Origin of the sequence: Empedobacter sp. UBA7252 (genome assembly GCF_002472765.1) — a bacterium.
In the GTDB taxonomy this organism is placed as follows: Bacteria; Bacteroidota; Bacteroidia; order Flavobacteriales; family Weeksellaceae; genus Empedobacter; species Empedobacter falsenii_B.
Window position 1 is genome coordinate 53,069 of record NZ_DKSQ01000080.1, and the last position, 489, is coordinate 53,557.

1 protein-coding gene is annotated in these 489 nt (G+C 32.1%); it reads right to left on the minus strand.

Going from position 1 to position 489, the window contains the following annotated elements; genetic code table 11:
- Nucleotides 1–89: 89 nt before the first annotated feature.
- Nucleotides 90–489, minus strand: a 400-nt coding sequence (locus B2X73_RS11750) for a polyprenyl synthetase family protein (RefSeq protein ID WP_291096498.1), incomplete at its 5' end; no start/stop codon positions are given.

Genomic DNA, 489 nt, shown 5'->3' on the forward strand with positions numbered 1-489 from the left:
TATTGAACTTGTTTCAATATCGCATCTAGAGTTTAGAAATGTTAATTCTTAATATAAAACAAAAAGGACTTCAATAAGAAGTCCTTTTGTTATTTTTCTCTTTCGATTACGTATTTCACCATTGTTTCCAATGAATTTCGAAATTCACTTTCGGGAAATTCGTATAGTATATCTAAAGCCTCTTGGCTATATTGTTTCATCATTTTTTGCGTGTACTCAATTCCGCCGTGATCTTTCACATACTGAATAATTTCGCGTACACGTTTTTTGTCATTGTTGTAACGTTTTACCGAATTAATTAACCATTTTTTGTCTTTTTCATTCGCTGTGTTAATTGAATAAATCAACGGTAACGTCATTTTTTGTTCTTTGATGTCAATTCCGACAGGCTTTCCAATTGCATTAGAAGTGGTATAATCAAACAAATCATCTTTGATCTGAAAGGCAATTCCAACCAATTCACCAAAGCGATGCATTTTCTTCGCTACT